Source organism: Pseudomonas sp. Pme6b, assembly GCF_058129925.1.
Genome location: NZ_CM176704.1, coordinates 1,099,089 through 1,122,351 on the forward strand (window position 1 = coordinate 1,099,089; position 23,263 = coordinate 1,122,351).

Genomic DNA, 23,263 nt, shown 5'->3' on the forward strand with positions numbered 1-23,263 from the left:
GCTCGATATCATGCCGCCATAAAGCAGGAAGCCTCCCAGCTTTTAGACTGGAAGGCTTCGCGGCGGTAGCTGCCTTTGCCCTTGGCGGGTTGTTCCTGACGACTGCGGAACAATGGCTGGGCGATGATGGATTTGGCCTTGTTCGGCCGCTTTGGCTTGCTCATGGCGGGGTGCTCCTGATGGGTGTTGTAAAGCGATGCAAATAATCGGGCAGAACGGCGCTTGTGTCTAATAGTCGTGTGCTATGACGCGGGAGGCGGACTTGAATGCAATACCTGTGGGAGCGAGCTTGCTCACGAAGGCAATCGTCCGAACGCTCGAGTTTCAGGGGCTGCACTGACCTCTTCGCGAGCAAGCTCGCTCCCACGAGATATGTGTATGGTGCTGAAAAGCGCGCTTGGCCGCTGTGTAATAACGAGGGTGTGAAATGCAGGCCGATCAGGGCATATCGAATTGATGAAGCAACGCCATCATGGTGATCACCAGAATTGCGAGCCCTGTTGCTACCGTCCAGTTTGCTTCTGCGGTGTTTGAAAACCACGACCCTCTGGATGGATATCTACCGCGTGACAACAGTCGCACGATGGGCCAGCCAACGGGATAGCAGATCGCACGAAGGATTACTTCGAGTAACTCTTGAACAAGCTCGGACATGACAGCTCACTCCGCAGGCAGTGCCAGCCGTTGACCTGCCATCAATAGCGCCAGTCGGCTGAGGCTGCTCCACGGCGAGCCTGGCGCCTGCCCCTTGATCTGTGCGTCGATGCGCTGTGCGTCCATCAGCAACTGGCTCCAGCGTTTTGCCGAATGGCGTTGCAGGGCTTTGCTCATCAGTGGCTTGCGCTTGTCCCAGATCGGCGGGCGGGCCGAGCTGAACACTTTGTCGAGTGGCACGCCCTGACTGAACTGCTGGGACATGTTGGCCAGTGCACGCAGTTCGCGAGTCAGCGCCCAAAGGATCACTGGGGTTTCGACCCCTTCGCCGCGCAGGCCTTCCAGCATGCGCAACGCATGGGCTGCTTCGCCGTTGAGCACTGCATCGGTCAGACCGAATACATCGAAGCGTGCACTGTCGGCCACGGCCGCCTGTACTGTCTCGACGGTGATCTGGCCTTCTTCGGCCATCAACTTGAGCTTTTCGATTTCCTGCGCGGCTGCCAGCAGGTTGCCTTCGACCCGGGCAGCGATCAATTCGACAGCGTCCTGGGTCGCAGCAAGCCCTGCCTGAGAGAGGCGCTGGCGAATCCATTGCGGCAGTTGGCCAATGTCTACCGGCCAGATCTGCACGAACTGGGTTTGCGCACCCTCGACCAGTGCCTTACCCCATTTGGTTTTCTGCGCACTGCCATCGAGCTTGGGCAGGCTGATCAGTAGCAGGGTGTCTTCGGCCGGCCTTGCGCAGTATTCCATGAGCGCCGCAGCGCCTTTGTCACCGGGTTTGCCGGAGGGCAAACGCAGTTCCAGAAGACGGCGCTCGGCGAACAGTGACATGCTGGCGCCGGCCTGAAGCAACGTACCCCAGTCGAAACTGGCGTCAGCGCTGAATACCTGCCGCTCATCGAAGCCTTGCTGGCGCGCAGCGGCGCGCACGGCGTCAGCAGCTTCCTGGCAGAGCAGCGGGTCATCACCGCTGATCACGTAGACAGGCGCAAGAGCACCTTGCAGGTGTTTACCCAGTTGGGCGGGGGCGAGTTTCATGAGTCAGAGCATGTCGGGGCCAGATGACTGGCCCCGGACACTTACCTGGCCGGTACTTCGACGGGCGACTGCTGAGGCGTCTCGTCACGGATCCGCTGAGCGGCTTCCTGTGCGTCGGCTTCAGCCTTGGCAACTGCGTCAGCCTTGGCCTGCAGCTGTTCCAGGCGTGCCGGCGTCATCTGCTGCAAGCGCGCCATCAATTTCTGGATCAGGTCGTTGCGCATTTCCTGACGAACCTGGGCGGCTTCCTGATCGGAACCGGTCAGATTGTTGCCATCGTGAACGTAGGAGCGGTCCGTGCTGACCTTGTCGCCGAGCAGGAAGCGATCTCTGTCGCCATGCACTTCATAGGTCAGGGTGGTGGTCAGCTGGTATTCAGCCGAGCGGCCCGAGCCCGAGTAGCTGACGGTGCGCTGGGTTTCGGCTTCGTTGGTCAGCATGAGCTTGTAAGGCGCGCCGGTGTAGACCTTGACGCCGGAACTGGTCAGCAGGCGAGTAAGTTGAGTCACGGTTTCGCCATAGGCGTTACGCGCGCTGACATCCAGCTCCTTGATCGCCAGCTCGGTGGTGCCGGTGCCACGCAGCTGGAAGCCACAGGCACTCAACAGAACAGCCAGGCCCATCACCAGCAAATTGCGTTTGATCATCTTGATGCTCCCCTTGAATCCGTTTGGGCCGCCAGTGCGTACCCTGGAAATATGTTCGGCGCCCGGCGTTTGCCTGGCGCCCGATCCAATCAGCTTGCGACGATGTTGACCAGCTTGCCAGGCACGACGATCACCTTGCGAATGGTCAGGCCATCAGTGAAGCGCAATACGTTCTCGTTGATACGTGCGGCCGCTTCGACTTCTTCGCGGCTGGCGCTGGCGGGCATTTCGATATGGCCGCGCAGCTTGCCGTTGACCTGAATCACCAGTTGCAGGCTGTCCTGAACCAGCGCATTTGCATCGAATGCAGGCCAGCCAGCGTCGATGACCGGCTCATTGTGGCCCAGTTGCGTCCACAGCTCGTGGCTGATGTGCGGCGTGATCGGTGCCAGCAGCAGGGTGACCGTTTCCAAACCCTCCTGCAGCAGCGCGCGATCCTGCGGGGTGACCTGCGGGGCCTTTTCCAGGACGTTCATCAGCGTCATCACTTGTGCGACGGCGGTATTGAATTTCTGGTTCTGGCCAATATCCTGGCTCGCCTGTCTGATCGCCTGGTGAATCGAGCGGCGGATGGTTTTCTGGTCATCCGTCAGTGCCGCAATGTCCAGACCGGTCGATGCGCCTTGAGCGACATGCGCCTGAGCCAGACGCCACACGCGGCGCAGGAAGCGATGCGAGCCTTCGACGCCCGAGTCGGACCACTCCAGGCTCATGTCGGGCGGGGAGGCGAACATCATGAACAGACGGCAGGTATCGGCACCGTACTGATCGATCATGGTTTGCGGGTCGATGCCGTTTTTCTTCGACTTCGACATCTTTTCAGTGCCGCCGATTTCCACCGGCAGGCCATCGCTGGTCAGCTTCGCGCTGATAACCTTGGCCTTGGCGTCTCTTTCGAGAGTCACGTCGGCCGGGTTGATCCAGGTCTTCTTGCCGCTGGTTTCCATGCGGAAGTAGGTTTCGGCGTTGACCATGCCCTGGGTCAGCAGGTTCTTGAACGGCTCGTTCGAGGTCACCAGGCCTTCGTCACGCATCAACTTGTGGAAGAAGCGCGCATAGAGCAGGTGCAAAATGGCGTGTTCGATGCCGCCGATGTACTGGTCCACCGGCAACCAGTGGTTGGCAGCATTCGGCTCGACCAGACCACCCTCGTAATGCGGCGACGCATAGCGAGCGTAGTACCACGAGGACTCGACGAAGGTGTCCATGGTGTCGGTTTCACGCTTGGCCGGTGCGCCGCATTTCGGGCAACTGCATTCGTAGAACTCGGGCATGCGCGCCAGTGGCGAGCCAGCACCATCAGGCACTACGTCTTCAGGCAGGACAACCGGCAACTGGTCTTCAGGAACCGGCACGTCGCCACAGGTATCGCAATGCACGATAGGGATCGGGCAACCCCAATAACGCTGGCGGCTGATGCCCCAGTCACGCAGGCGGAACTGGGTGCGCGACTGACCGAGGGATTTTTTCACCAGTGCCGCTTCGATGGCATCGAATGCGGCCTGGAAATTCAGGCCGGTGAACTCGCCGGAATTGATCAGCTCGCCATGCTCGCCGTAGGCCGGCTGCCATGGGGCAGGCGTCTGGTCGCCGGCGCTGGTGCGTACTACGGGCTTGATCGGCAGACCGTACTGGGTGGCAAACTCGAAATCACGCTCATCGTGTGCCGGCACGGCCATGACTGCGCCATCGCCATAATGCATCAACACGTAATTGGCGACCCACACCGGCAGTTTTTCGCCGGTCAGCGGGTGCTCGACGAACAGCGAAGTCGGCTGGCCTTTCTTTTCCTGAGTGGCAACGTCAGCTTCGGCAACGCTGCCGCCTTTGCACTCATCGATGAACGCTTGCAGCCTAGGGTTGCCTTGCGCGGCCAGGGTCGCCAGCGGGTGTTCAGCGGCAACGGCGACGTAGGTCGCGCCCATCAGGGTGTCAGGGCGAGTGGTGAAGACTTTCAGTGCACCGGCTTCGCCGATCGAGGCCTGATCGTACGGAAATTGCACTTCCATGCCGCGCGACCTGCCGATCCAGTTGCGCTGCATGGTCTTGACCTGTTCAGGCCAGCCCGGCAGCTCGTCGAGGCTTTCCAGCAGCTCGTCTGCGTAGGCGGTGATCTTGAAGTAGTACATCGGGATTTCGCGCTTTTCGATCAGCGCGCCGGAACGCCAGCCGCGGCCGTCGATGACCTGCTCGTTGGCCAGTACGGTCTGGTCGACAGGGTCCCAGTTGACGGTGCCGTTCTTGCGGTAGATCACGCCTTTTTCGAACAGGCGAGTGAACAGCCATTGTTCCCAGCGGTAGTAATCAGGCTTGCAGGTGGTGACTTCGCGCGACCAGTCGACCGCCAGACCCAGGCTCTTGAGCTGGTTCTTCATGTAGGCGATGTTTTCGTAGGTCCACTTGGCCGGCGCAACGTTGTTGTCGATGGCGGCGTTTTCGGCCGGCATGCCGAACGCGTCCCAGCCCAGTGGCTGCAGGACATTCTTGCCCAGCATGCGCTGGTAACGGGAGATCACGTCACCAATGGTGTAGTTGCGCACATGACCCATGTGCAGCTTGCCGCTCGGGTAAGGAAACATCGACAGGCAATAGAAAGTGTCCTTGCCTGGCTGTTCACTGACTTCAAAAGACTTTTGCTCATCCCAGAATGTCTGGGCAGCGGCTTCGATTTCGCGGGGCTGATAGAGTTCGTGCATGGCTACTTTTTACTAAAGATTAGTGACCCTTGACCTCTTCATTGCTTCGCCGAGTCAGGTCGGCACCGCGTGGCGGACAATTGCAACTGTCTGTGCGGTGCGTTCGGGCTCAAGAGCACGGAAGTGGAATTACAGGAAGCGCAGTAGCATACATGAGGGCTGTCTATCGAGGGAAACCCTGATTGCGCCTCGCAGGGCTCAAAGCCCGGCTGAAAGCCCTATCTGCCCGTTGGTCGCAGTTCCATGCCGGTTTGCACAGCAGCGCTAAGCTCAATTTCGAGGGTGATGATTATCTTCGATGAGGTGAGCGGATGACCGAGTTGCAGCATGTAGTAAGCCTGTCCGAACTGTATGAGCGTCTGATCGACCGCCTCGGGCTTGCGCTCGAGACGGCGAGTACCTCGGTCCGGCTCCGAAACGAGTCGCCAGCCGAGCTTGAACTCAAGGGCTTGAGCAGTGCCGAACTCCAGCTGATCGAAGCCTATCTGGAAAAAGGCCTGAGGGCTGCGGACGTCGCTGTCAGGGAGCAGCTGGTCTTCCAGCCGGATCTCGGCAGGCCGTCCAGAGCGTCAGCGACTATCATCTGGCTGAAAGACAGGCGACGAGGCAAGGGCCTGGCACGGTTGGGTCGCAACAGTTAAGTATTTAAAATCTCGCTTCTGCGCGCAGGCGAAGGGCCTGCTTACTTCAGGCGTTGTCGCCTGGCTTCAAACATTCTAGGCTGCGGACATCCATGGAGATGTCCCGATGCCTTTGCGCTACCTGCTCAAAACCCTCCTGTTGCCGCCCGGTATCCTGTTTGTTCTGCTCATTCTTGGCTGGTGGTTGCGTCGTTCCCGTCCGAGCCTGGCAGCGGCATTTTTTGCGGTCGGTCTTGGCGGGCTGTGGTTGATGAGCCTGCCGGTAGCGGTGGAATTCGCTGCCCGTAAAATGGAGCGGGTCCCGCCCTTGCCGCAGCAGCAGTGGGCGACACTGGCGCAGCAGGCGGACGCCATCGTGGTACTGGGCAATGGCCGTGAGCGCAATTCTCCGACGTGGGGCACAGATACACCGACTGGTCTGGGGCTGGAGCGATTGCGTCTGGCGGCGCGGTTGTCGAAAACGTCCGGGCTGCCAATACTGACCACCGGCGGCTTGCACTTTGATCAGCCGCCCAGCGAGGCGTCGATCATTGCGCAGTCGCTGCACGATGATTTTGGTGTGACGGCACGCTGGCAGGAAGGGCTGAGCCGAACGACATGGGAAAACGCGACAATGACCGCTGCGGTTCTTCAACCGCTAGGCATCAAGCGCGTGGTGCTGGTCACGCAAGCCTGGCATATGCAACGAGCGCGCTGGAGTTTCGAGAAGGCTGGTTTTATCGTGGTGAGTGCGCCGGTCGGCTTTCTCGGTGTCGACAACGCTCGCCCCTTTGGAGGCTGGCTGCCTGAAAGTCGTGTGTTCACGCAAAGCGGCGTGTTGCTTAATGAAGCGGCAGGCTTGCTGGTTTATCCGTGGATTTATCCGCCCAGCCACTGACTCTTTAGCCGGTATCGCCTGAAAACAGGCGATACCGGTTTCGTGCACTCAGACGGTTTTGGCAATCCGTGCCGCCATCAACGCCCAGCCAAACAGCAGCAGGCAGACAATTGCCAGTGGCCATGAGCGCCAGCGCAGGTAGGGCGTGAGTTCGTGCATCGGTACCACTTCGCCGTACAACACGCCGCGTTCGAACTGCGGAATCTGTACCGTAATCCTGCCAAACGGGTCGATCAGCGCGGTCACGCCGTTGTTGGTGGCGCGGATCATCCAGCGGCCCGCTTCAAGGGCGCGCATCTGGGCCATCTGCAAGTGTTGCAGCGGACCGATCGAGGTACCGAACCAAGTGTCATTGCTGACCGTCAGCAACAGGTCGCTTTGCGCCGACAGGCCTGCGGCGAACTCTGGATAAACCACTTCGTAGCAGATGAACGGCGCGATGTGATAACCCTTGGCCTGCAACAGCGCCTGGTCGTTCGGGCCGCGGGCGAAGTCCGACATCGGCAGGTCGAAGAAGGAAATCAACCCGCGCAACAGGTCCTGCAGCGGCACGTATTCACCGAACGGCACGAGCTTTTGCTTGTAGTAGGTGCCATCGCCTTGGCCGGTAACCGTGATGCCGTTGTAATAGCGATACTCGCCGCGCCCGGTCGGCTCACGCACTGGCACGCCGGTGATCAGCGCTGCGCCGCGGTCCGAAGCGAACTTGCCCATCATCGCCAGGTAGCCTTCTGCGCTTTCCTTGAGCACCGGCACGGCGGTTTCCGGCCAGACGATCAGGTCAGCCTGCTGTGAACGGAAGGTCATGTCCCGGTACAGTGCGAGCTGATCATTGAGCTTTTGCGGGTCCCACTTCATGCTTTGTTCAATGTTGCCCTGCATCGCCGCGACTTTCAGCGGCGGGCCGGACGGTGATGTCCAGGCATGGTCCTTGAGTGCCAGGCCTGCGATCCAGGGTGCCAGCAACAGCACCACACCCGTCGCCAGGAACGATTTGCGTGCCCGCAAGCGGTGCAGGTTGCACAACAGTGCGGCAGTCAGGCCCAGCGAGAACGAGATTAGCCATACACCACCGACCGGGGCGAGCCCGGCAAGTGGTCCGTCAAGCTGGATGTAACCGGAATAAAGCCACGGGAAGCCGGTAAGGAACCAGCCGCGAAATGCCTCCTGCCACAGCCATAGTGCTGCAAACGCAAGTGCATCGGCCAGCGGCGCTTCGTTGCGCCGTAGCCAGCGCGCCCAGACCCAGGCGGGCAGGGCGAAAAACAGGGCAATTGCGGCGATGAACAGCAGCATCAGCAGCCCGGCCAGCAGTACCGAAGCACCACCGTAGGTATGGATGCTGACGTAGATCCAGCTGGTGCCCGCGCCGTACAGGCCAAAGCCGTAACACCAGCCACGAGCCAGCGCCTGGCGCGGATTCAGCTCGCGCAGCCCCAGATAGAAGAGGGCCACTGACACCAGCACCAGCGGCCAGAAGTCGAAGGGCGCCAGGGCCAGGGTCGTGAGCCCGCCAGCCGCCAGGGCCAGCAGGTTACCGGGCCAGCCGGGGCGGGTTATCCAGCGCATGTAGATTCCTTAAAACAGCATCAAGTGGTTACGGACGTGAAATGGGAGTCACGCGCAGCAAATGAATGCGACGGCTGTCAGCGCTCAGGATGCGGAAACGATACGCACCGATTTCAGTGATTTCGTTGCGCTTGGGCAGATGGCCGAAGGCATTCATCACCAGACCGCCCACGGTGTCGAACTCGTCATCGGAGAACGCACTGTCGAAGAATTCGTTGAAATTCTCGACCGGCGTGAGGGCCTTGACCAGAAAGTCACCGCTGGGCAGTGGCTTGATATAGCTGTCTTCCTCGACGTCATGCTCATCTTCGATATCGCCGACGATCTGTTCCAGCACGTCTTCGATAGTCACCAAACCTGCCACACCACCGTATTCGTCAATGACGATGGCCATGTGATTGTGGTTGGCGCGAAACTCGCGCAACAGCACGTTGAGGCGCTTGGATTCGGGCACGAACGTAGCGGGACGCAGCAGCTTCTTGACGTCGTCGCTGTCGCCGTCGGCTTTAAGGATCAGAGGCAGCAGATCCTTGGCCAGCAGCACACCGAGCACGTCATCGTGGCTCTCGCCGATCACCGGGTAGCGCGAGTGCGCAGCATCGATGACCGCAGGCAGGAACTCACGGGGTGTCTGGGTCGCCTTGATGCTGATCATCTGCGAGCGCGGCACCATGATGTCGCGCACTTGCAGGTCAGCCACTTGAATGGCGCCCTCGACGATGGCCAGCGCTTCGCTGTCCAGCAGTTTGTTCTGGTGGGCTTCGCGCAGCAGCTCAAGCAGCTCCTGGCGGTTTTTCGGCTCATGGACAAAGGCCTGGGTCAGTTTACCCAACCATGACTTTTGCCCGTTGCTCGATCGGTCTTCGCTCATAGCCCTTACTCGTGGTCCTTGCTTGGTGTGTCTGAATGGGGGTGGTCGGCACTTTCATCTTCTGCGTAAGGGTCGGGGTAGCCCAGCTCCTCAAGCAACGTTCGTTCCAGTGCTTCCATTTCTTCGGCTTCTTCATCATCGATGTGGTCGTAACCCAGCAGATGAAGGCAGCCATGAATGACCATATGTGCCCAGTGCGCGTCGACGGACTTGCCTTGTTCAGCAGCTTCGCGGTTGACCACCGGGACGCAGATGACCAGGTCGCCCAGCAACGGGATGTCCAGCATGTCGTCTGGAACATCCGCCGGGAATGAAAGCACATTTGTAGCGTAATTTTTATGTCGCCAAGTGTGATTGAGCTCGCGCCCTTCGTTTTCGTCGACGAGGCGGATGGTCAGCTCGGAATCGGCACTGCGCTGGCGCAGGCCCATTTCACACCAGAGGCGGAATCGGGCTTCGTCGGGGGCGCTTGTTTCGCTTGCAATCTGCAGGTCCAGCTCAAGCATCGCGGTTCTTGTCCCGTGGGTAACTGTTGTTGCCCGACGAACCGTCGCTGAGCTGATCGTCGAAGCGCTCATAGGCCTCGACAATGCGCTGCACCAGCGGGTGGCGAACCACATCCTTGGGTTTGAAATGCGTGAAGCTGATGCCCGGCACGTCCTTGAGCACATCAATGACATGCGTCAGCCCCGACCGGGTGCCCTTGGGCAGGTCGACCTGGGTGATGTCGCCGGTGATCACGGCGGTAGAGCCGAAGCCGATACGGGTCAGGAACATCTTCATCTGCTCGACAGTGGTGTTCTGACTTTCGTCGAGAATGATGAAGCTGTTATTAAGGGTACGTCCGCGCATGTAAGCCAGCGGTGCCACTTCAATGACCTGCTTCTCGATCAGCTTGGCGACGTATTCGAAACCGAGCATCTCGTACAGCGCGTCATACAGCGGGCGCAGGTACGGGTCGATCTTCTGGGCCAGATCGCCGGGCAAGAAGCCCAGTTTCTCGCCCGCTTCGACCGCCGGACGCACCAGCAGGATGCGACGAATCTGCTCGCGTTCCAGCGCATCGACTGCGCAGGCAACCGCCAGGTACGTCTTGCCAGTACCCGCAGGGCCGATGCCGAAGTTGATGTCGTTGCTGAGGACTTCCTTGACGTAACGCTGCTGATTCAGGCCGCGCGGGCGAATCATGCCCTTTTTGGTGCGCAGCGAGACGCCGACTTCGGCGGCAGGGTGGTTGTCGAGGCCGTCCACGCCTGATTCCTGAAGGAACAGGTGGACCATGTCCGGCGTCAGCTCGGTACCCTTGGTTTCCCGGTACAGGCGGCGCAGAAGATTCTCGGCGGAGTGATTTTGTTTTGAATCGCCAATGAGCTCGAATTGATTGCCGCGATTGCGGATCTCGATGTCCAGGCGTTGCTCGATCAGGCGCAAGTGCTCGTCGAGTTGCCCGCACAGGTTGGCGAAACGATGGGCCTCGAAAGACTCGAGGGTGAAACGATGAGGTTCTATGGGTGCGTTCAAGGTCGTTTAATGGCCGTCCGGCGGCAATTGAGATGTATTGAAGAATACCCCTGGCGCTGATTGTGTGAAAGCTTTGCCTTGTTAAAGGCCGCGCCAGGGATTCACCGTGCTCAATGGTAGGGACCGCGCAGAACCGAATTCATTCGGCGATTCGTTTCTGCGGCGACATTCAAGGTTTACTGTAGCAGCGAGCCACGCAGAGAGTGAGGCTGCGCATCATCAATGTGTACGTCGGCAAACTGCCCGATCAGTTTCGGATTGTTGCAGCGAAAATTCACAATCCGGTTGTTCTCGGTGCGGCCCTGCAGTTCGCCAGGGTCTTTCTTCGAATAGTCGGTTACCAGAATGCGCTGGATGCTGCCCACCATCTGCCGGCTGATCTCGAAACCCTGCTGGTTCAGGCGGTGTTGCAGCGCGGCCAGGCGCTCTTTCTTGAGCGCTTCTGGCGTGTCGTCTTTCAGATCTGCGGCAGGCGTACCCGGGCGCGGGCTGTAGACGAACGAGAACGAGAAGTCGAAACCCACGTCTTCAATCAGCTTCATGGTGTTGTCGAAATCTTTTTCGGTCTCGCCGGGGAAGCCAACGATGAAGTCGGAACTGATACTGATGCCCGGCACGGCCGCCCTGAGCTTGCGCAAGCGGGACTTGTATTCCAGCGTGGTGTGGTTGCGCTTCATGGCCGCCAGAATGCGGTCGGAACCCGACTGCACCGGCAAGTGCAGGTGTTTGACCAGCTCCGGCACCTCCGCATGGGCCTGAATCAGGCTGTCGGAAAACTCCAGCGGGTGCGAGGTGGTGTAGCGAATGCGGTCGATGCCATCGACCGCGGCAACCACCCTGATCAGGTCCGCCAGATCTGCAACCCGCCCGTCGTGGGTGGTTCCGCGATAGCCGTTGACGTTCTGCCCCAGCAGGGTGACTTCACGCACGCCGTTTTCGGCGAGGTGGATGACTTCGCTCAGCACATCGTCAAATGGCCGGCTGACTTCCTCGCCACGGGTATAGGGCACCACGCAGAACGTGCAGTATTTGCTGCAGCCTTCCATCACCGACACATAAGCGCTCGGGCCATCGACGCGCGGCTCTGGCAAATGGTCGAATTTTTCGATTTCCGGGAACGAGACATCGACCTGCGGCAAGCGGGTGATACGCGCTGCGTCGATCATTTCCGGCAGGCGATGTAAGGTCTGGGGGCCGAACACCACGTCCACATAGGGCGCGCGATCACGAATGGCTGCGCCTTCCTGGCTGGCTACGCAGCCACCGACAGCGATCACCATCTCGGGATTGGCCAGCTTCAATTCACGCCAGCGGCCAAGCTGGGAGTACACCCGGTCCTGGGCGCGCTCGCGAATCGAGCAGGTATTGAGCAGGATCACGTCGGCGTCTTCCGCGCGAGCGGTGACTTCCAGGGCCTGATGTTCGCCCAGCAGATCGACCATGCGCGAGCTGTCGTACTCGTTCATCTGGCAACCGTGGGTTTCGATATAAAGCTTCTTGGTCATGCGTGATCATCAACCGTATCAGTGAACCGAGCATTATAAGGATGAAGGGCTTGGGTTCCTAGCGTTGGCTGTCCGATGGACATGCTATAGTCCGTGCCCCTTTTTCCATCTCCGATCGTTACCCGCCCGTTATGACCAAACGCGAAGCTCCAATCTACAAGGTGATTTTCCTCAACCAGGGACAGGTGTTCGAGATGTACGCCAAGCAGATCTATCAAAGTGATCTGTGGGGCTTTCTGGAAGTTGAAGAATTCGTTTTCGGCGAACGCACGACGGTTGTGGTGGACCCGAGCGAAGAGAAACTCAAGGCTCAGTTTGAAGGCGTGGTGCGCAGTTTCGTGCCGATGCATTCGATTGTGCGCATCGACGAAGTCGAGCGCATGGGCGTGCCGAAGATCAGCGAAGCGCGCGGCAGCAGCAACGTAATGCCGTTTCCCATGCCGATGCCGGAAAAGTAAGTCTGAATCGCAAGTGCCCTGAGCTATTGCTGGTCAGGGCAGCGGAGAGAATGGGCTGCGCCCTTCGGCGGTTTGCAGTTCAAGCAGGTATTTGCGGAAGATCTGCCCCAGCACCTGGGTGGCAACTTCCAGTTCGTCGCGCTGCATCTTTGCCGATACCTCGTCGGCGGCATCCAGCGCCTCTTCCGAGCCATTGACTGCTGCCATCTTCAGCACGATATAAGCCTGAATATTATTGGCCTGCACCCCTTCACCACGGCTGAACATCAAGCCCAGTTGATACTGCGCCTGGGCATGGCCCTGCAAGGAGGCCTGCTCGAAGTAATTCAGCGCCTGCGGCAAATCGCGAGGTGCATTTCTGCCCTCGTAATAGAACTCACCCAACTCGTACTGCGCCTGCGCATCCCCACCCTTGGCGGCCTGCTGGCACGCTTCAAGCGCAGCGGGCAGGTTCTCTGGCTGGGTATTGAGGGTGCAACGACCCATCGCCGGGATTAACAACGAGTTGCCGCCAGCAGTCGCCAGCAGGGGATAGACAAGCAACAGGCAGCCCAATACAAGGGTGCGGCCGGTGCGGTTCATGGGAGTCGACTTACCTCTGAAAAAGGTGCGGGCATGCCCGACCAGCTAAACGTGCTGGCTGCGCATTATGAAATAAGCAGAGCCAACCTTACAAAGTCTTTACGGATTTTCTGCTGCACGGCGTTGAAAACGCCCTTCTTTAGGGGGCATTACCTGAAACAACACTTCCAGTGACCTGTGTTTGCAGCATCCGCACTGCATTGTAGAAGCAAAATACGTACTTAGCGTTCCGTTTCATTCACAGGCATCACTCGCGCCGGTTCAATGACACCCGGCGCGGGTGAGTCTGACGAGCTTATTTCAGCGCAGCAAACGCTTTTTCCGCGGCATCTAGTGTCAGTTTCAACTCGGCATCGCCGTGGGCGATGGAGGTGAAGCCGGCTTCGAATGCGCTCGGCGCGAGGTACACGCCGCCCTCCAGCATCAAGTGGAAGAAACGTTTGAAACGCTCGGCATCGCTGGTCATCACGTCTTCAAACGTTACGATTTCACGCGCTTCACTGAAGTACAGGCCGAACATGCCACCCGCCTGGGTTGTCACGAACGCAATACCTGCTGCATCGGCGCGCTGTTGCAGGCCTTCAAGCAGGCGACGGGTGTAGTCGCTCAATTCATCGTGAAAGCCCGGGCGGCTGATCAGGCGCAGGGTAGTCAGGCCAGCGGCCATCGCCAACGGGTTACCCGACAGGGTGCCCGCCTGATAGACCGGACCAAGCGGTGCGATGTGCGACATGATTTCGCGTTTGCCGCCAAAGCAGCCGACCGGCATACCGCCACCGATGATCTTGCCGAAGGTGCTCAGGTCGGGCGTCACGCCGTAGTAAGCCTGTGCGCCACCGAGGGCTACGCGGAAACCGGTCATCACTTCATCGAAAATCAGCACCACGCCGTGCTCGTCGCACAGGTCGCGCAGACCTTGCAGGTAGCCAGGCGCAGGCGGCACGCAGTTCATGTTGCCAGCAACGGGCTCGACGATGATGCACGCCACTTCCTGACCCACTTCAGCCAACAGGTCACGCACGGCGTCGAGGTTGTTGAAGGGCACGGTCAGAGTGTGTTTCGCAAACGCTGCCGGTACGCCAGGCGAACTGGGTACGCCCAGGGTAAGGGCACCGGAGCCGGCCTTGACCAGCAGGCTGTCGGAGTGACCGTGGTAGCAGCCCTCGAACTTGATGATGCTGTCGCGGCCGGTAAAGCCTCGGGCCAGACGGATCGCGCTCATGGTCGCTTCAGTGCCGGAGCTCACCATGCGGACCATTTCCATGGACGGCACCAGTGCGCAGACCAGATCGGCCATTTCGGTTTCCATGGCCGTCGGTGCGCCGTAAGACAGGCCGTGTTCCAGCTGGCTGCGCACGGCATCGAGCACTTCCGGGTGGCTATGGCCAAGAATCATCGGCCCCCAGGAGCCAACGTAATCAACATAGCGTTTGTCGTCTTCGTCAGTCACGTAAGCGCCCGCAGCGTGCTTGAAGAACAGCGGCGTGCCACCCACGCTTTTGAAAGCACGAACCGGCGAATTGACGCCACCGGGGATGTGTTTTTGGGCGTTGGCGAACAGTGTTTCGGAACGGGACATGATCGGGTCTCTGCTTTGAAACGGGGAATTCGTGTCTACGCTGGGGTCAGCCGAGGCGGGCAGCTTTAGAGCAGGCTGCTTTATTGAGTGGCATGAGCCAGAGAAGGCGCAGGAACGCGCACTATATCAAATGAAGAAGGATCCACGTACTCGTGGGAGCGAGCTTGCTCGCGAAGGGGGCGGTGCAGGCCCCGAAAACAGAGCATTTTGAACCATCGCCTTCGCGAGCAATGCGGATTGCCGCCCCGGTCACTCCCACAGCAATTCTGCTTTACAACAACGCCATGAAGGCTTTTGCCCGGCGAGTGACTTCCTGGGCGTTTTCAGCGCCGAACAGGCCGTGTACCACGGCGAGCAGGTCTGCTCCATGTTCGACCAGTTGCGGGGCGTTTTCCAGGGTGATGCCGCCGATCACGGCAATCGGCAAGTGAACCCTGGCACGCACCTGAGCAATCAGGTCCAGCGGTACTGCGGGGGCGCCGGGCTTGGTCAGGGAGTTGAAGAACCTGCCAAATGCTACGTACGTCGCGCCATCAGCCTTTGCCTGCTCGGCCAGTTCCAGGCTGCCGTGACAGGTGGCACCGACAATCGCCTTGTGCCCCAGCAGGGCACGCGCATCCGGCAACGAGCCGTCGGTCTGGCCCAAATGCACACCCACGCCCAGACGCGCCGCCAGTTCGGCGTCGTCGTTGATGATAAGTCGCGTCTTGTAGCGCTCGCAGAGTTTGAGCAGCTCGGTCGCTTCGCGCAGACGGCGGGACTCGTCACTGGTCTTGTCGCGGTATTGCAGCAGCGTCACGCCGCCATCCAGCGCAGCTTCGACGTACGAGAGAAATTTGCCGGACAGCAACTGGCTGTCGGTAATGGCATACAGGCCACGTAGTTTCATGAATCGAGCCTCATGGCGATGTGTTACGAGCAAAAATCCAGCGGCAACCGACGAGGCACAAATTGCCCGCGGCCCAGCTGTTCGGCGTCCCTGAGCGTTCGCCAGGTGTAGTCCAGCGCCGATCTTACCGCGCTGACCAGTTCTTCTCCCTGGGCAATACGCCCGGCCAGTGCGCTGGCCAGTGTGCAGCCTGAACCGTGGTAGCTGCCGGGCAGGCGTTCGCAAATGAAAGTGTGGGTCTGGCCGCCACGCACATAAAGACGATTATGGATTTGCTGTTCGTCACCATGACCGCCAGTGATTAACAGGTATTCACAAAACAGCAGTAGCTTGTCGGCGCACTCGTCCGCAGTACCCTCAGGCAGCTCGGCAAGAATGCGTGCTTCCGGAAGATTGGGGGTCGCGATGGTCGACAAAGGCAGCAGCCGTTCGCGCATGGCGTAGCCGACTTCGTCCTTGCCCAGCCGTCCGCCGCCGCCAGCACGCAGCACCGGGTCGCAGACCATTGGCAAATGCGGGTGAGCAAGGAGCAGGTCGACGACAGTGTCGACCATCCCCAGCGAACCGAGCATGCCCAGCTTGACGGCGGCTACGTTCGAATCGTTGAGGACGGCATTGGCCTGTGCCATGACCCATTCGCGATCGAGCACGCGAAAATCACTGACATCTACAGTGTCTTGCACGGTGAGCGCAGTAATCGCCGGAGCGGCGTGACAGCCCTGGGCGAGCAGGGCTTCTATATCGGCCTGCATACCGGCACCGCCACTAGGGTCGTGGCCGGAGAGGCAAAGGACAACGGGGCGGGAGCTATAGATATTCATGGTGCGCGAGCTTATCACTAAACCTTTCGCGGGCCGCTCGGGGTGCCAGGTTTTTCTTGCTGGTGATGGTCCGTCGGCGACTGTCGCAGATTCGACAAACCTGCAAAAAATACTCATGTTTGGCCTGAAATAGCCGATGTAGAGCTATTGCCTTGATTTTTATCGCGATACTGTCTTTACGCTATTAGCGGCTATGCTTGTGTGGTCAGACCGATTACCGACGGTTTGCATCGTTTTTTATACCGATGCCAGCCAGGTCATCCCAACGTTCAATGGTCTGTTTGAATCATTAGCCTGTTTCAAGGACAGAAAATTGCGGGACGTCGTAATCAATGGATGGATTGAACGCGACGACCTACCTTGGGGCTTCAATGCGCTATCTGTTGATCATTCTGGCTCTTTGGCTGCCGTTGCAGAGTCATGCAGTCGAGTTTGATGAAAACACTCGTTTTCTGCCGTTGGGTCGTGCCATTCAGGTATTCGAAGACCCGACCGGCGATGCGACCATTGAAAGCGTCAGCGCCGCCGCTCACGCCGGTGCCTTTCAGTCCGTGCCTGCCGGGACCTTCAACGCCGGGTATTCGCGTTCCGCCTTCTGGCTGAAAGTCGAGCTGACCTATCGCCCGATAGACGCCAGCATCCATAACGACTGGTTGCTGGAACTGGCCTATCCGCCAATGGACCACGTTGATTTCTATGTCCCGGATGCCGACGGGAATCCCGGGCGGGTCTGGCAGACCGGCGACATGTTGCCGTTCTCCAGCCGTCAGTTCGCTCAGAACAACTACCTTTTCCAGCTGGACCTGCCAGCGGGTCAGACGCGAACCCTGTATATGCGCATACGCAGCGAAGGGTCGGTTCAGGCTCCGCTCAATCTCTGGTCTACTCACGCCTACCTCGAGGCGCAGCCCACCAAGGTTTACGTTTTCGGGCTGATCTACGGCGTGCTGCTGGGCATGCTGGTCTACAACCTGTTCATCTACCTCAGCGTCCGTGAGGTGGATTACCTGTACTACCTGCTGTATGTCGCCTCGTTCGGGCTTTACCAGATGTCGATCAACGGCGTCGCAATTGAATACCTGTGGCCTGACAGCCCCTGGTGGGCAAATGCGTCGACGCCCTTTCTGATGGCGCTGGCCACGCTGTTCGCGTGCCAGTTTTCCCGCAGTTTTCTGGGTACGGCACAGTTGGCGCGCTGGCTGGACCGCTTGCTGCTGATAGTCATCGGCGCTGCTGTGCTGGTGATGGGCATGGCCTTGTTCCTGGGCTACGGGCCAGCCCTGCGCGGGGCCACTCAACTGGTCATGACAGGGGCCGTGACGATCTACCTGGCGGGCATTGTCGCCATCATGAAAGGCGAGCGGGTAGGGCGCTATTTTGTGCTGGCCTGGTCGGTCTTCATGGTCAGCGGGTTGATCTTCGGGCTGATGCTGCTGGGCTATTTGCCCAACACCTTCCTGACCATGTACGCCTCGCACATCGGCACGGTGCTGGAAATGGCATTCCTCTCCATGGCGCTTGCCGACCGTATCAACCATGCCCGATGCCAGCAGGCGCGAACGCTGCTGGCGGCAGGTCAGGATCTGGAGCGTCTCAACCAGCAACTGGCCAACAGCAACCGGCTGAAAGATGAGTTCCTTGCCACGCTTACCCATGAGCTGCGCACGCCGATGAACGGTGTGATCGGGTCGCTGGAAGTGATGCAGACACTCGATATGGATGACGAGCTGGAGATGTATCAGCAAACGGCTGCCAGTTCCGCGCGGGACATGATGAGTATGATCAACGGCATTCTGACCCTCACCGAACTTCAGGCCGGTGTGCTGTATGCCGACTGCAATGCCTTTTCGCCCGAAGACCTCGCCGACAGGCTACGCAATCGCTTCCTGGGCGCCGCTCAGTCCAAGGGGCTGATTTTGACGCTTGATCTGGACGATAAGCTGCCGCCGTGCCTGCGTGGCGACATCGACAAGCTCTACCAGTGCATTGAGTGCCTGGTGGACAACGCGATCAAATTCACCCGTAAGGGCGCGGTGCAAGTGCGCTTCAGCGGGCACCCGCAGGATCTGGAGCGCATGCACCTGCGGGTTGAAGTGATGGACAGCGGCATCGGTTTCAGCCGACTGGACGAAGCCCAACTGTATCAACACTTCTTTCAGGTCGACGGCTCCATGACCCGCGAATACGGCGGGCTGGGCATCGGTCTGGCGATTTGCCGGAAACTGGTCGAGTTGCAGGGTGGCGAGCTGAGTCATCGTTCCGAGCCAGGCAAGGGCAGTTGCTTTACCTTGAACGTCCCGATGCTGATGGCCGTACCGGGCGCGGTGCGCAGAGCCCCAGAACTCAAGGCCCAGTGGGGTATATAAAGCGTCATTTGATACGCGCATCAGGTAAAAGCGCCGAGATTTCGGCGGCTACGGCACTTTTGCAAGTGTCGGGCGCGTGATTCACTGTCTGCATGTTGCGCGTGCACACAGGCAGGAGATGACTCATGAACCTGAATCAATTCGCCGAAACCCACGAAGTCACCAATCAACCGCCACCGCTGGACGGGGCGAACCTCTACCGTATCGACGTGCCGCTTCAGGAGTGGAGCAGCCGCTTCGGTGCGGGCTGGGCGCAACCGCGCATAGACGCTTACGGTGCCCTTGCAGGCGGCCCGCTGATGGAGGCTGGCTTTCTGGCCAATCAGAACAAGCCTGCATTCGCCAGCCATGACCGTTACGGGCACCGCATCGATCTGATCGAATTTCACCCGGCGTACCATCAGTTGATGAGCACGGCCATCGAGCATGGCATCCCGTCGTTGCCATGGACCGATCCGCAACCCGGTGCTCATGTGGCGCGCGCTGCCATGAGCTATCTGCATACGCAGGCAGAACCGGGCAGCGGCTGCCCGCTGACCATGACGTTCGCCAGTGTTCCTGCGCTCAGGCTGCAACCGGATCTGGCTGAAATATGGCTGCCCAAGGTGCTGTCGACTGAGTACGACTCACGTAACGTGGGCATTGCGCACAAGCGTGGCGCAACCATCGGCATGGCCATGACCGAAAAACAGGGCGGCACCGACGTGCGCGCCAATACCACGCGCGCGTTCCCGGTAGGCGCGGGTGGCCCCGGCCAGGCTTATGAGCTGGTCGGACACAAGTGGTTCTGCTCGGCACCGATGTGCGACGCGTTTCTGACCCTGGCGCAGACCGATAAGGGCCTCAGCTGTTTTCTGCTGCCGCGCCACCGACCGGACGACACCCGCAACGAGTTCTATATCCAGCGCCTGAAAAACAAGCTCGGCAACTGGTCCAACGCATCGAGCGAAGTCGAGTTTCGCGGCGCGTTGGCGTGGATGATCGGTGAGGAAGGGCGCGGCGTACCGACCATCATTGAAATGGTCGCCATGACCCGTTTCGACTGCATGATTGGCTCCAGCGCCTTGATGCGTCAGGCGCTGACGCAGGCCGCGCATCATTGCGCGTATCGTGCGGTCAGCGGCCGGCTGCTGGCCGAGCAACCGTTGATGCAGAACGTTCTGGCGGACCTGGCGCTGGAAAGCGAGGCTGCGCTGGCCCTGACCCTGCGCATGGGCCGTGCGCTGGACCATCTCGATGATGATCACGAAAAACGCTTTGTCCGTCTGGTCACGGCAGTGGGTAAATACTGGATCTGCAAGCGGGCTCCGGCCATGATCAACGAAGCCGCCGAATGCCTGGGCGGTGCCGGTTATGTTGAGGACAGCATTCTGCCCCGGCTTTACCGCGAAGCCCCGGTCAACTCCACGTGGGAAGGCTCGGGCAATGTGCAATGCCTGGATGTGCTGCGAACCCTGTCCAAAGAACCAGGCGCGCTCGATGCGCTGTTCGACGAACTGGGCGACGGGCACGGCGATCGGCATCTGGCGGCGCATATAGCTGCATTGAAAGGTGCGTTTCAGGACACGAGCGATATTCAGTACCGCGCCCGCCAACTGACCGAGAACATTGCCGTCGCCTTGCAGGGCAAGCTATTGCTGGAAGCGGGCAATGCCGCTGTCAGCGATGGCTTTATCGCGGGGCGAATAGCCTCTGGCGGGCGGGTGTATGGCACATTGCCGCGTGGTGTCGATGTCGAAACATTGCTGCTCAGGTCCTCGCCACAGGTGGCATGAGCACGCGAACCCGTTACGATGCACGTCTGCAAGATCAGACAGGACATGAATCGTGACCCAAGCCTTTGTTGTTGTCGACACCGCCGAGCAGGCCGTAGAGCGGCTCGCCGAGCTGCATGAGCGCGCGACCAGCGCGCTGAGCCAGGCGCTCAAGCGCTATTTGAAAGACCGCGTCGAGCCCACTGCCGAGGAGCGAGCGCAATTCAGCTACCCGGAACTGCGCCTGGTCTACCAATGCAAGGGCGAAGTGCCGGTAACCACTCGTGCCTACGCCAAGGTGCAGTTGCCGGGTACTTACAGCGTTACCGTCACGCAGCCCAAGGCCTTCAAGAAGTACCTGCTCGAACAACTTGTCCCGCTGATGAAAGATTTCACCGTGACGGTTGAAGTCGGCATGAGCGAGCAGAGCATTCCTTATCCTTACGTGGTCGAGCAGGGCGATGAGCTGGCCGGCACTGGTGTTACCGCAGCGGCGCTGGCGCGGGTATTCCCCAGCACCGACCTGTCGGCTGCCACCGATGGTATTGCCGACGGCCTTTATGACTGGGCCAATGTCGACCCGCTGCCATTGGCGCTGTTCGACGCTGCACGGGTGGATTTCTCGTTGCGCCGTCTGGTGCATTACACCGGCAGCGACTGGCGTCATGTGCAGCCGTGGATTCTGCTGACCAACTACCACCGCTATGTCGACCAGTTCATCCTGCACGGGCTGGAAAAACTCCGCGAAGACCCGCGTTTCGTGCGTATGGTTCTACCGGGCAATGTGGTGGTCGACAAGAGCATGAGCCTGGATGAAGCCCAGGCCATCGTCGCCAGCGTGGTCTGGCACCGCTATCAGATGCCGGCCTACCATCTGATCGCCGAAGACGGCCATGGCGTGACACTGGTCAACATCGGCGTCGGCCCGTCCAACGCCAAGAACATCACCGATCACCTGGCAGTCCTGCGTCCGCATTGCTGGCTGATGATTGGTCACTGCGGCGGCCTGCGTCAGTCGCAGACCATCGGCGATTACGTACTGGCCCACGCCTATATGCGTCGCGACGGCATTCTCGACCGCGTGTTGCCGCCGCATATCCCGATTCCGGCGCTCGCCGAAGTGCAACTGGCCTTACAGGAATCGGCGGCGCAGATCACCGGCGAACGCGGCGAAGAGCTCAAGAAGCGCCTGCGCACCGGCACGGTGTTGACCTATGACGACCGTAACTGGGAGCTGCGCTGGGCTCAGGAACGTCCATTGATCAACCTGTCGCGTGCCGTGGCGGTCGACATGGAAAGTGGCACCATCGCCGCTCAGGGTTATCGCCTGCGGGTGCCTTACGGCACGTTGCTGTGCGTATCCGACAAGCCGTTGCACAGTGAAATCAAGCTGCCGGGTTCGGCCAATGCGTTCTACGAACGTGCGGTCAGCCAGCACCTGAAGATCGGTATCGCCGCGCTGGACCTGCTGCGCACCGAGCTGAACTCGCTGCACTCGCGCAAACTGCGCAGCTTCGACGAGCCGCCATTCCGTTAATAGCATTCCGTTAATAGATTGGTATTTGCACGAAGGGCCACTAAAGTGGCCCTTTCTGTTTTTTGATTGCCTAATTCCCATGTCCCGCACCCAACGCCCCGTTTCCCGCCGTCCTGCCTCCAACCCGGCAGGCGCTGCCCGGCGTGTCGCCAAAGCGCCAACGGCCGAGCCGAAGCTGTTCCTCTTCAACAAGCCATTCGATGTGCTAACTCAATTCAGTGACGAAGGAGGGCGCGCCACGCTCAAGGACTTCATCAAGATCCCCGGCATTTATCCGGCCGGACGACTGGATCGCGACAGTGAAGGCTTGTTGCTGCTGACCAACGACGGCCAGTTGCAGGCGCGCATCGCCGACCCGAAACACAAACTGGCCAAGACCTACTGGGTGCAGGTCGAGGGTGAGCCGACCGATGAGCAGTTGCAGCAGTTGCGCGACGGTGTCCAGCTCAACGACGGCCCGACCTTGCCCGCCGAGGCGCGGCAGCTCGATGAACCGCAACTGTGGCCGCGCAACCCGCCTGTGCGCTTTCGCAAGAGCGTGCCGACCAGCTGGCTGGAACTGGTGATCAAGGAAGGGCGTAATCGGCAGGTGCGGCGCATGACTGCTGCCGTCGGCTTGCCGACCCTGCGGCTGGTGCGGGTCAGAATTGGCGACTGGACGCTGGATGGGCTGGATCAGGGCCAATACCGGGAAGTCGCCGCAAAGCTGTGAGGTCGAGCGGGCTTAGTTGCGCAAGTGAGTCAGCGGCATTTCGGTGCTGGCCAGCACCTGATTGAGCACAAAGCTGGACTTGACGCTGGTCACGCCCTCGATCCGCGTCAGATGGCCCAGTAGCAGTTTCTGGTAGTGATCCATGTCCGGCACCACCACTTTCAGTTGGTAGTCTGCGTCCATGCCGGTCACCAGGCTGCATTCCAGAACCTGAGGCAGGTTACGGATTTGCTGCTCGAAATTCTCGAATCGCTCGGGCGTATGCCGGTCCATGCCGATCAGCACGTAGGCGGTGAGGTTCAGGCCAAGTTTCTTGCGATCCAGCAGGGCCACCTGGCGCACGATGTAACCGTCGTCCTCCAGTTGCTTGACCCGGCGCGAGCAGGGTGAGGGTGACAGACCGATGCGTTCGGCCAATTCCTGGTTGGATATGCGTGCGTCACGTTGCAATTCAGCCAAAATGCTCAGGTCGTATCTGTCGAGCTTGCTCACGATGCACCCCTTTATCAATTCAATTGCGCTGGATTATTCATCTGAAGT

22 protein-coding genes are annotated in these 23,263 nt (G+C 59.8%); 7 read left to right on the forward strand and 15 right to left on the reverse strand.

Going from position 1 to position 23,263, the window contains the following annotated elements; genetic code table 11:
• Window positions 1-8 precede the first annotated feature (8 nt).
• The 5 genes from arfA to leuS form a co-directional block, all read right to left on the reverse strand.
• On the reverse strand, window positions 9-164 hold the full coding sequence (gene arfA, locus AC4ANE_RS04905; protein ID WP_002555325.1) for an alternative ribosome rescue factor ArfA: 156 nt from the start codon (window positions 162-164) through the stop codon (window positions 9-11).
• A gap of 274 nt (window positions 165-438) precedes the next feature.
• Window positions 439-654: a hypothetical protein gene (locus AC4ANE_RS04910; RefSeq protein ID WP_080718857.1), complete on the reverse strand. Its 216-nt coding sequence runs from the start codon at window positions 652-654 to the stop codon at window positions 439-441.
• A gap of 6 nt (window positions 655-660) precedes the next feature.
• Window positions 661-1,698, reverse strand: a complete 1,038-nt coding sequence (gene holA, locus AC4ANE_RS04915; RefSeq protein ID WP_002555324.1) for a DNA polymerase III subunit delta — start codon at window positions 1,696-1,698, stop codon at window positions 661-663.
• Between the two features lie 41 nt (window positions 1,699-1,739).
• The gene (locus tag AC4ANE_RS04920; RefSeq protein ID WP_002555323.1) at window positions 1,740-2,345 is read right to left on the reverse strand and encodes an LPS-assembly lipoprotein LptE; all 606 of its coding nucleotides are present in this window, start codon (window positions 2,343-2,345) and stop codon (window positions 1,740-1,742) included.
• 89 nt (window positions 2,346-2,434) lie between these two features.
• On the reverse strand, window positions 2,435-5,041 hold the full coding sequence (gene leuS, locus AC4ANE_RS04925) for a leucine--tRNA ligase (RefSeq protein ID WP_002555322.1): 2,607 nt from the start codon (window positions 5,039-5,041) through the stop codon (window positions 2,435-2,437).
• Between the two features lie 311 nt (window positions 5,042-5,352).
• Here leuS and AC4ANE_RS04930 point away from each other — a divergent pair, with 311 nt between their 5' ends.
• Window positions 5,353-5,682 (forward strand): hypothetical protein, encoded by a 330-nt coding sequence (locus tag AC4ANE_RS04930; protein WP_002555321.1) that lies wholly within the window; start codon window positions 5,353-5,355, stop codon window positions 5,680-5,682.
• A 106-nt stretch (window positions 5,683-5,788) separates the two neighbouring features.
• Window positions 5,789-6,559, forward strand: coding sequence for a YdcF family protein (locus AC4ANE_RS04935; RefSeq protein ID WP_002555320.1), 771 nt, complete (start codon window positions 5,789-5,791; stop codon window positions 6,557-6,559).
• Between the two features lie 48 nt (window positions 6,560-6,607).
• On the opposite strand, the gene lnt is transcribed toward AC4ANE_RS04935, so the two are convergent.
• The 5 genes from lnt to miaB all read right to left on the reverse strand — a co-directional run bounded on the left by lnt (window position 6,608) and on the right by miaB (window position 12,025).
• Window positions 6,608-8,128 (reverse strand): apolipoprotein N-acyltransferase, encoded by a 1,521-nt coding sequence (gene lnt / locus AC4ANE_RS04940; protein ID WP_031594977.1) that lies wholly within the window; start codon window positions 8,126-8,128, stop codon window positions 6,608-6,610.
• Between the two features lie 28 nt (window positions 8,129-8,156).
• Window positions 8,157-8,999: a CorC family transporter gene (locus AC4ANE_RS04945; protein WP_002555318.1), complete on the reverse strand. Its 843-nt coding sequence runs from the start codon at window positions 8,997-8,999 to the stop codon at window positions 8,157-8,159.
• A 5-nt stretch (window positions 9,000-9,004) separates the two neighbouring features.
• Window positions 9,005-9,505, reverse strand: a complete 501-nt coding sequence (ybeY, locus tag AC4ANE_RS04950) for an rRNA maturation RNase YbeY (protein ID WP_002555317.1) — start codon at window positions 9,503-9,505, stop codon at window positions 9,005-9,007.
• Window positions 9,498-10,520, reverse strand: a complete 1,023-nt coding sequence (locus AC4ANE_RS04955) for a PhoH family protein (RefSeq protein ID WP_002555316.1) — start codon at window positions 10,518-10,520, stop codon at window positions 9,498-9,500. The genes ybeY and AC4ANE_RS04955 overlap by 8 nt, the downstream gene beginning before the upstream one ends.
• A 176-nt stretch (window positions 10,521-10,696) precedes the next feature.
• The gene (gene miaB / locus AC4ANE_RS04960; RefSeq protein ID WP_002555315.1) at window positions 10,697-12,025 is read right to left on the reverse strand and encodes a tRNA (N6-isopentenyl adenosine(37)-C2)-methylthiotransferase MiaB; all 1,329 of its coding nucleotides are present in this window, start codon (window positions 12,023-12,025) and stop codon (window positions 10,697-10,699) included.
• A gap of 131 nt (window positions 12,026-12,156) precedes the next feature.
• On the opposite strand from miaB, the gene AC4ANE_RS04965 reads away from it, so the two are divergent.
• Window positions 12,157-12,483 carry a DUF1820 family protein gene (locus AC4ANE_RS04965; protein ID WP_002555314.1) on the forward strand — a complete coding sequence of 109 codons (327 nt, stop codon included), beginning with the start codon at window positions 12,157-12,159 and terminating at the stop codon, window positions 12,481-12,483.
• 33 nt (window positions 12,484-12,516) lie between these two features.
• On the opposite strand, the gene AC4ANE_RS04970 is transcribed toward AC4ANE_RS04965, so the two are convergent.
• From AC4ANE_RS04970 to AC4ANE_RS04985, 4 genes are all read right to left on the reverse strand, one after another.
• Window positions 12,517-13,065 carry a tetratricopeptide repeat protein gene (locus AC4ANE_RS04970; protein ID WP_002555313.1) on the reverse strand — a complete coding sequence of 183 codons (549 nt, stop codon included), beginning with the start codon at window positions 13,063-13,065 and terminating at the stop codon, window positions 12,517-12,519.
• Window positions 13,066-13,360: 295 nt separating this feature from the next.
• Window positions 13,361-14,644 (reverse strand): glutamate-1-semialdehyde 2,1-aminomutase, encoded by a 1,284-nt coding sequence (gene hemL, locus AC4ANE_RS04975; RefSeq protein ID WP_002555312.1) that lies wholly within the window; start codon window positions 14,642-14,644, stop codon window positions 13,361-13,363.
• A 271-nt stretch (window positions 14,645-14,915) separates the two neighbouring features.
• On the reverse strand, window positions 14,916-15,533 hold the full coding sequence (thiE, locus tag AC4ANE_RS04980) for a thiamine phosphate synthase (protein WP_002555311.1): 618 nt from the start codon (window positions 15,531-15,533) through the stop codon (window positions 14,916-14,918).
• A gap of 23 nt (window positions 15,534-15,556) precedes the next feature.
• Complete coding sequence (locus AC4ANE_RS04985; protein WP_002555310.1) at window positions 15,557-16,354, reverse strand: hydroxymethylpyrimidine/phosphomethylpyrimidine kinase; 798 nt, start codon at window positions 16,352-16,354, stop codon at window positions 15,557-15,559.
• A gap of 371 nt (window positions 16,355-16,725) precedes the next feature.
• Between AC4ANE_RS04985 and AC4ANE_RS04990 the strand changes: the two genes are divergently transcribed.
• The 4 genes from AC4ANE_RS04990 (at window position 16,726) to AC4ANE_RS05005 (ending at window position 22,723) form a co-directional block, all read left to right on the forward strand.
• Window positions 16,726-18,720 (forward strand): sensor histidine kinase, encoded by a 1,995-nt coding sequence (locus AC4ANE_RS04990; protein WP_031594975.1) that lies wholly within the window; start codon window positions 16,726-16,728, stop codon window positions 18,718-18,720.
• 125 nt (window positions 18,721-18,845) lie between these two features.
• Window positions 18,846-20,495, forward strand: coding sequence for an acyl-CoA dehydrogenase family protein (locus tag AC4ANE_RS04995; RefSeq protein WP_002555308.1), 1,650 nt, complete (start codon window positions 18,846-18,848; stop codon window positions 20,493-20,495).
• Between the two features lie 52 nt (window positions 20,496-20,547).
• Window positions 20,548-22,011 (forward strand): AMP nucleosidase, encoded by a 1,464-nt coding sequence (gene amn / locus AC4ANE_RS05000; protein WP_002555307.1) that lies wholly within the window; start codon window positions 20,548-20,550, stop codon window positions 22,009-22,011.
• Window positions 22,012-22,090: 79 nt separating this feature from the next.
• Window positions 22,091-22,723 carry a pseudouridine synthase gene (locus tag AC4ANE_RS05005; RefSeq protein ID WP_002555306.1) on the forward strand — a complete coding sequence of 211 codons (633 nt, stop codon included), beginning with the start codon at window positions 22,091-22,093 and terminating at the stop codon, window positions 22,721-22,723.
• Window positions 22,724-22,735: 12 nt separating this feature from the next.
• Here AC4ANE_RS05005 and AC4ANE_RS05010 read toward each other — a convergent pair whose 3' ends face one another.
• Entirely contained in the window at window positions 22,736-23,215 is a 480-nt protein-coding gene (locus AC4ANE_RS05010; protein ID WP_002555305.1) for an Lrp/AsnC family transcriptional regulator, read from the reverse strand.
• Between the last annotated feature and the right edge of the window lie 48 nt (window positions 23,216-23,263).

Excerpts from the sequence above, each read along its gene's own strand:
- AC4ANE_RS04985 (WP_002555310.1), bottom strand. The coding sequence starts at position 16,354 with ATGAATATCTATAGCTCCCGCCCCGTTGTCCTTTGCCTCTCCGGCCAC.
- AC4ANE_RS04945 (WP_002555318.1), bottom strand. The coding sequence starts at position 8,999 with ATGAGCGAAGACCGATCGAGCAACGGGCAAAAGTCATGGTTGGGTAAA.
- AC4ANE_RS04995 (WP_002555308.1), top strand. The coding sequence starts at position 18,846 with ATGAACCTGAATCAATTCGCCGAAACCCACGAAGTCACCAATCAACCG.
- leuS (WP_002555322.1), bottom strand. The coding sequence starts at position 5,041 with ATGCACGAACTCTATCAGCCCCGCGAAATCGAAGCCGCTGCCCAGACA.
- AC4ANE_RS04965 (WP_002555314.1), top strand. The coding sequence starts at position 12,157 with ATGACCAAACGCGAAGCTCCAATCTACAAGGTGATTTTCCTCAACCAG.
- arfA (WP_002555325.1), bottom strand. The coding sequence starts at position 164 with ATGAGCAAGCCAAAGCGGCCGAACAAGGCCAAATCCATCATCGCCCAG.
- AC4ANE_RS05005 (WP_002555306.1), top strand. The coding sequence starts at position 22,091 with ATGTCCCGCACCCAACGCCCCGTTTCCCGCCGTCCTGCCTCCAACCCG.
- AC4ANE_RS04920 (WP_002555323.1), bottom strand. The coding sequence starts at position 2,345 with ATGATCAAACGCAATTTGCTGGTGATGGGCCTGGCTGTTCTGTTGAGT.
- AC4ANE_RS04930 (WP_002555321.1), top strand. The coding sequence starts at position 5,353 with ATGACCGAGTTGCAGCATGTAGTAAGCCTGTCCGAACTGTATGAGCGT.
- miaB (WP_002555315.1), bottom strand. The coding sequence starts at position 12,025 with ATGACCAAGAAGCTTTATATCGAAACCCACGGTTGCCAGATGAACGAG.
- lnt (WP_031594977.1), bottom strand. The coding sequence starts at position 8,128 with ATGCGCTGGATAACCCGCCCCGGCTGGCCCGGTAACCTGCTGGCCCTG.
- AC4ANE_RS04990 (WP_031594975.1), top strand. The coding sequence starts at position 16,726 with ATGCGCTATCTGTTGATCATTCTGGCTCTTTGGCTGCCGTTGCAGAGT.
- AC4ANE_RS04910 (WP_080718857.1), bottom strand. The coding sequence starts at position 654 with ATGTCCGAGCTTGTTCAAGAGTTACTCGAAGTAATCCTTCGTGCGATC.
- AC4ANE_RS04970 (WP_002555313.1), bottom strand. The coding sequence starts at position 13,065 with ATGAACCGCACCGGCCGCACCCTTGTATTGGGCTGCCTGTTGCTTGTC.
- holA (WP_002555324.1), bottom strand. The coding sequence starts at position 1,698 with ATGAAACTCGCCCCCGCCCAACTGGGTAAACACCTGCAAGGTGCTCTT.
- AC4ANE_RS04935 (WP_002555320.1), top strand. The coding sequence starts at position 5,789 with ATGCCTTTGCGCTACCTGCTCAAAACCCTCCTGTTGCCGCCCGGTATC.
- hemL (WP_002555312.1), bottom strand. The coding sequence starts at position 14,644 with ATGTCCCGTTCCGAAACACTGTTCGCCAACGCCCAAAAACACATCCCC.
- thiE (WP_002555311.1), bottom strand. The coding sequence starts at position 15,533 with ATGAAACTACGTGGCCTGTATGCCATTACCGACAGCCAGTTGCTGTCC.
- ybeY (WP_002555317.1), bottom strand. The coding sequence starts at position 9,505 with ATGCTTGAGCTGGACCTGCAGATTGCAAGCGAAACAAGCGCCCCCGAC.